5 protein-coding genes are annotated in these 6000 nt (G+C 70.1%); all 5 read left to right on the forward strand.

What is annotated here, in order from left to right; all coding sequences use genetic code 11:
* Positions 1-147: 147 nt before the first annotated feature.
* The gene (locus ABZT17_RS32875; RefSeq protein ID WP_356354274.1) at positions 148-630 is read left to right on the forward strand and encodes a 2Fe-2S iron-sulfur cluster-binding protein; all 483 of its coding nucleotides are present in this window, start codon (positions 148-150) and stop codon (positions 628-630) included.
* A complete protein-coding gene (locus tag ABZT17_RS32880; RefSeq protein ID WP_356354276.1) occupies positions 627-1622 on the forward strand; it encodes a xanthine dehydrogenase family protein subunit M in 996 nt (331 codons plus the stop codon). Before ABZT17_RS32875 ends, ABZT17_RS32880 begins: the two co-directional genes overlap by 4 nt.
* Positions 1619-3862 carry a xanthine dehydrogenase family protein molybdopterin-binding subunit gene (locus ABZT17_RS32885; RefSeq protein WP_356354278.1) on the forward strand — a complete coding sequence of 748 codons (2244 nt, stop codon included), beginning with the start codon at positions 1619-1621 and terminating at the stop codon, positions 3860-3862. The genes ABZT17_RS32880 and ABZT17_RS32885 overlap by 4 nt, the downstream gene beginning before the upstream one ends.
* Before the next feature lie 45 nt (positions 3863-3907).
* A complete protein-coding gene (locus ABZT17_RS32890; RefSeq protein WP_356354280.1) occupies positions 3908-5068 on the forward strand; it encodes an XdhC/CoxI family protein in 1161 nt (386 codons plus the stop codon).
* Positions 5069-5202: 134 nt separating this feature from the next.
* Positions 5203-6000, forward strand: a 798-nt coding sequence (locus ABZT17_RS32895; RefSeq protein WP_356354282.1) for a YhgE/Pip family protein, incomplete at its 3' end; no start/stop codon positions are given.

The following is a 6000-nucleotide window of genomic DNA, read 5'->3' on the forward strand; positions in this document are numbered from 1 at the left end:
TTTAGATCATGGACCTACCCTCGTGATTCGGCTCCCTCGGCCAGTGGTTTGCGAAGTCAGCGGAGCGGAGTCCCTCTGGTCCTGGCCTATGTGCCTGATGGCGCCCCCTAGAGAACGAGCCCTCGGGCGAACCGGAGGAATGACACGGTGGAGATCGAGCTGCGGATCAATGGATCCGCCCGAAGACTGGACGTCTCACCGCAGGTGAGTCTGCTCGACGCGCTGCGCGAGTACCTGGGCCTGACCGGTACCAAGAAGGGCTGCGACCAGGGCGCGTGCGGGGCCTGCACCGTGCTGGTGGACGGCCGGCGGATCAACTCCTGCCTCGCACTGGCGGTGCAGTACCAGGGCCGGGACATCACGACCATCGAAGGCGTCGACCACCCGCTGCAGGCGGCGTTCGTCCGCACGGACGGGTTCCAGTGCGGCTACTGCACGCCGGGCCAGATCTGTTCGGCGATCGGCATGCTCGCCGAGCACAAGGACGGTGCGCCCAGCGCGGCGACCGAGCACCTCGCCGACACCGGCGAACTGGACGACGCGGAGATCCGGGAGCGGATGAGCGGCAACCTGTGCCGCTGCGGCGCCTACAACGGCATCGTCGCCGCGATCAAGGAGGTCGCGAAGTGAAGTCGTTCTCCTACCTCAGTGCCCCGGACACGGTCACGGCGCTGCGCACGATCGCGGACGGCGAGGACGTGAAGTTCCTGGCGGGCGGCACGAACCTCGTCGATCTGATGCGCGAGGGCATCGAAGACCCGGGAACGGTCGTGGACATCACCCGCCTGCCGCTGACCGGGATCGAGGAACTCCCCGACGGCAGTCTGCGGGTCGGTGCGCTGGTGACCAACAGCGGGCTCGCCGCGGACCCTCTCATCAGGACCCGTTATCCGGTGCTGGCGCAGGCGATCCTGCTGGGGGCCTCGGCCCAGCTGCGGAACATGGCGACCGTGGGCGGGAACCTGCTGCAGCGCACCCGCTGCATGTACTTCTACGACGAGACCTCCGCGTGCAACAAGCGCGCACCCGGCAGCGGCTGCGACGCGATCGGCGGGTTCTCCCGGGGCAGCGCGGTGCTGGGGGCGAGCGAGCACTGCAACGCCACGCATCCGTCGGACATGGCGGTGGCGCTGGTGATGCTCGACGCGGTCGTCGAGGTCGAGAGCGTACGCGGCATCCGGCGTATCCCGGCCGCCGAGTTCCACACGCTGCCCGGCGATACCCCGCACATCGAGACGGTGCTGGCCGCCGACGAGCTGATCACGGCCGTCGAGCTGCCGCCGGTGCCGGTCGCGGCGCGCTCGCGCTACCGCAAGGTCCGCGACCGGGCGTCCTACGCCTTCGCCCTGGTCTCCGTCGCCGCGGCGCTGGCCGTCGAGGACGGCGTGGTCACCGAGGTCCGCCTCGCACTCGGCGGCGTCGCGACCAAGCCGTGGCGGGCGCGCGTCGCCGAAGAGCTGCTGCTCGGCGCCGAAGCCACCGACGAGAGCTTCGCCCGCGCCGCCGCTGCCGAACTCGCCCCCGCCCTGCCCCAGTCCGACAACGCCTTCAAGATCGACCTGGCCCAGAGGACGGTCGTGGCCGTGCTGCGGAACCTCAACGCCGAGCGGAGCGCATCATGACCACACAGACCAGAACGGGTTCCGAGCACGGCGCGGACGCGTCCGTACCTGTCGGGGGCGCGGTCGGCCGACCGGTCGACCGCCGGGACGGCCACGCGAAGGTGACCGGGGCGGTGCGGTTCTCCGCCGAGCACCCGTATCCGAACCTCACGTACGCGACGCTGGTGCACGCCACAGTCGCCCGGGGCACGATCACCGGCATCGACACGGCCGCAGCGGCCGCAGTGCCGGGTGTCGTGGCTGTCCTCACCCACCTCAACGCACCGAGGATCCGCCCGGCGCGTAACCACAACATCGTGCGGGACCTGGGACCGAGCGTGTCGGGGACCAGCCTCGACTACCTCAACACCGATCAGGTCTTCTGGGACGGTCAGCCGATCGCCGTCGTGGTCGCGGAGACCTCGGCCGCGGCGAACGAGGCCGCCCCGCTCGTGGAAGTGACGTACGAGCCGCTGCCCGCGCGGGTGGACTTCACTGTCGAGCACAAGAACGCCACCGCGGCGAAGGGCGACCTCACGTTCGCCGGCCACTCGAAAAAGGGTGACGCGGAGGCGGCGCTGGCGGCTGCGGAGGTTTCGGTCGACTTGCGCTACACCACGCCCGGCCTGCAGCACAACGCGATCGAGCCGCACGCGACGGTCGCCGTCTGGGACGGTGACCACCTCACCGTGCACGACACCGCCCAGGCCATCGACCAGACCAGCCGCTACCTGGCCTGGCGGTTCGGTGTGCCGGCGTCCCACGTCCGCGTCCGTGCCGAGTTCGTAGGGGGCGGCTTCGGCGGGAAGTTCGCCGTCTGGCCCGGCACGGTCATCGCGGCGATGGCGGCCAAGGCAGTCGGGCGGCCCGTGCGCCTGGCGCTGAGCCGCAGGGCCGTCAGCCGCGTCACCGGTGGGCGTACCGCCTCGACCAACCGGATCGCGCTCGGTGCGACCCGCGACGGTCTGCTCACCTCGCTGATCCAGGACAGTATCACCCGCACCGGCTCGGCCGGGGGCCTGCTGGAGGCGACCAGCTCGCCGGCCCGGCACCTCTACGGCGCCCAGAACATGCTGACCCGGCAGAACCTCGTCGCCATGGATCTGATGCCCAACACCTGGCTGCGCGCCCCCGGCGAGGCGATCGGCAGCTTCGTGCTGGAATCGGCGATGGACGAACTCGCCTACGAACTGTCCATGGATCCGATCACCCTCCGGCTGCGCAACGAGCCCGCGACGGATCCCACGGGTGGCAAGAAGTTCTCCCAGCGGATGCAGCGCGAAGTCTTCGAGACCGGTGCCGAACACTTCGGCTGGGCGCACCGCACCCCCGAACCCCGTTCCATGCGGGACGGCGAGTGGCTCGTCGGGATGGGCATGGCTACCGCCTACCACCCGGTCGTGCGCCTGGTCGCCGACGTCAAGGTGCGGCTGAGCGACGACGGCAGCGCGCTCGTGCAGTGCGGTTTCCACGAGATGGGCATGGGCGCCGCGACCGTACAGGCACAGATCGCCGCGGACGCGCTCGGCGTCGCCTACGAGAAGGTCCAAGTCCAGTACGGCGACTCGGCCCTGCCGTCCGGCCCGATGGCCGGCAACTCCAACCAGACGGCGACGGTGGCCACCAGCGTCCTCGCCGCGTGCGCCGAGCTGACCCGGAAGGTGGGCGCCCTGGCCCGGCGTACGGGCACGACCGGTCAGGGACCGGCGGCCGCCCTGCGCGCGGCGGGGCGTCCGTTCATCGAGGCCTCGGTCGGATCGGACACCCGGCTGGGAGCGCTGGGCACTCAGGGTCGCTTCCTGGCCAACTTCCTGAAGGACCAGCGCTGGTCCAAGGCCGCCCGTGGCGCGCAGTTCTGTGAGGTGCGGGTGAACGCCGACACCGGCGAACTGCGGATCTCGCGCTGGCTCGGCATGTTCGACGTCGGCCGCGTCATCAACCCCAAGACCGCGGCCAGTCAGCTGCGTGGCGCCGTGGTCATGGGCATCGGTATGGCGCTGTCGGAACAGAGCCTGATCGATCCCCGTAACGGGCGCACCATGAGCGCCGGGCTCGACTCCTACTACGTGCCCGTGCACGCCGACATCCCCCCGATCGACGTCGACTGGCTCGACGAGCCGGACAAGACGATGCCCCTGGGCATCATCGGGCTGGGCGAGGTCGGCATGACCGGCGTGGCGGCCGCGATCGCGAACGCCGTCTATCACGCGACGGGCAAGCGGATCCGGGATCTGCCGATCACGCTGGACAAGCTGCTCTGACGGCGGCCCGTTCGCGCACCACGACACGACACGAAAGCAACCTGCATGCTGGACATGGCGGACGAGTTGAACCGCTGGCTCGAGGAAGGACGCGACTTCGCCGTGGCCACGGTCGTTGCCGTCAGCGGCAGCGCACCACGCGGGCCGGGCGCCGCGCTCGCCGTCGACGCCGACGGCACCGCCATCGGCTCCGTGTCCGGCGGCTGTGTGGAAGGCGCGGTCTACGACCTGTGCGCTCAGGCGCTCGCCGACGGTGAGACGGTGCGCGAGCGGTTCGGCTACAGCGACGAGGACGCCTTCGCCGTCGGCCTGACCTGCGGCGGCGTCCTCGACATCCTGGTCACCCCGGTGCGCGCCGACGGACCGGACAGGAAGGCGCTCCAGACGGTGCTGTCGGCCGCCGTCCGGGGCGAGGCAGTGGCACTCGCCCGCATCGTCCACGGCCCGGCCGAGCTCCTGGGACGGGCGCTGGCGGTCCGCCTCGACGGATCGTACGAAGGTGACCTCGGCGGACGCCCGGACCTGGAGCGGGCCGTTGTCGACGAAACCCGCTCCCTGCTTGACGCCGGCCGCACCGGCACCTTCGCCATCGCGCAGGACGGCTCCCACTGCGAGCCAGCCCTGAGCGTGTTCGTCGAGTCGAGCGTGCCGCCGCCGCGCATGATTGTCTTCGGCGCCATCGACTTCGCCGCCGCGCTGGTGCGTATAGGCAAGTTCCTCGGCTACCACGTCACCGTGTGCGACGCCCGGCCCGTGTTCGCCACTCGGACCCGCTTTCCCGAGGCCGACGACATCGTGGTCGACTGGCCGCACCGCTACCTGCACCAGACCGACACCGACGACCGCACGGTGGTGTGCGTCCTCACCCACGATGCCAAGTTCGACGTACCCCTCCTGGAAGCGGCTCTGCGGCTGCCGGCCGCCTACATCGGCGCGATGGGCTCCCGCCGCACCCACGCCGACCGCGACCGCAGACTCCGCGAAGCCGGCCTCACCGACGCCGAACTGACCCGCCTGCACTCACCCATCGGCCTCGACCTCGGCGCCCGCACACCCGAGGAGACCGCCCTGTCCATCGCCGCCGAGATCGTCGCCACACGCCACGGCGGAACAGGCCTGCCCCTGAGCAAGTCGCACACGCCGATCCATCACGGCACCGCAGCGCGCCGATGCCTTCCCGGGGACGGTGGTGGTCGATTTGAATAACGAAAATGATCGGTTTAGTATTAACGGGAAACCGGTCGGTTTCCCCCTGTGGGGCGTCCGCAGGTTCCCGGTTCGGCGATGGTGCCGTCCGGTCATCTCCCGATGTAACTGTGTTGTCCAGGCCGGAGTAAGTCATGAATGGAATGCATCCCTTCCGCGTGCTGCGTGCGAGACCCCTGTGGATCGCCAGCGGCGTGATCACCGGTGTCCTCGCGCTGCTGTTCGCCGTGCTGTATGTCGGCGCCAACATCGACCCGGCCGGTCACATGAAGGACCTGCCAGTCGGGCTGGTCAATGCCGACAAGGGGGCTGCCGTCGGCGGTAAGCAGGTCAACCTGGGGGCCCAGATCACCGACTCGATCAAGAAGTCCACCGCGGGCGGGGAGAAGATCGACTGGAAGGTGATGGACGAGAAGGAGGTGAAGGAGGAACTCGGCAAGGGCAAGCTCTACGGAGCGCTGGTCGTGCCCGCCGACTTCACGTCCTCGGTCACCGCCCTGACCAGCACCACGGCCGCGGAAACCCCCGTCCGACCAACCCTGACAGTGCTGACTAACCAGTCCGCCGGCAGCCTGGGCTCCAGCCTGGCCCGGGTCGCGACGACACAGGCCGCTGAGAGCGCCTCGCTCAACATCGGCAAGGGGCTGACCGCGCAGATCGGCGCCCAGCAGGCGAAGCTGCCCGCCGCGGCCCGCGTCCTGCTCGCCGACCCGGCCGCCGTCGCGGTCAAGGACGGGCATCCACTCGACTCGCACAGCGGCCTGGGCCTGACGGCGTTCTACTACGCGCTCGCCCTCGTGGTGTGCGGCATGCTCTCCGCCAACGTGATCAGCGGCCAGGTCGACCACGCCCTCGGCTACACCCACAACGACATGGGCCCCCTGCGCCTGCACCGTCCCCTGATCCGGGCGACCCGAGTGCAGACCCTCGCC

The organism is Streptomyces sp. NPDC005648 (assembly GCF_040605395.1).
Lineage (GTDB): Bacteria > Actinomycetota > Actinomycetes > Streptomycetales > Streptomycetaceae > Streptomyces.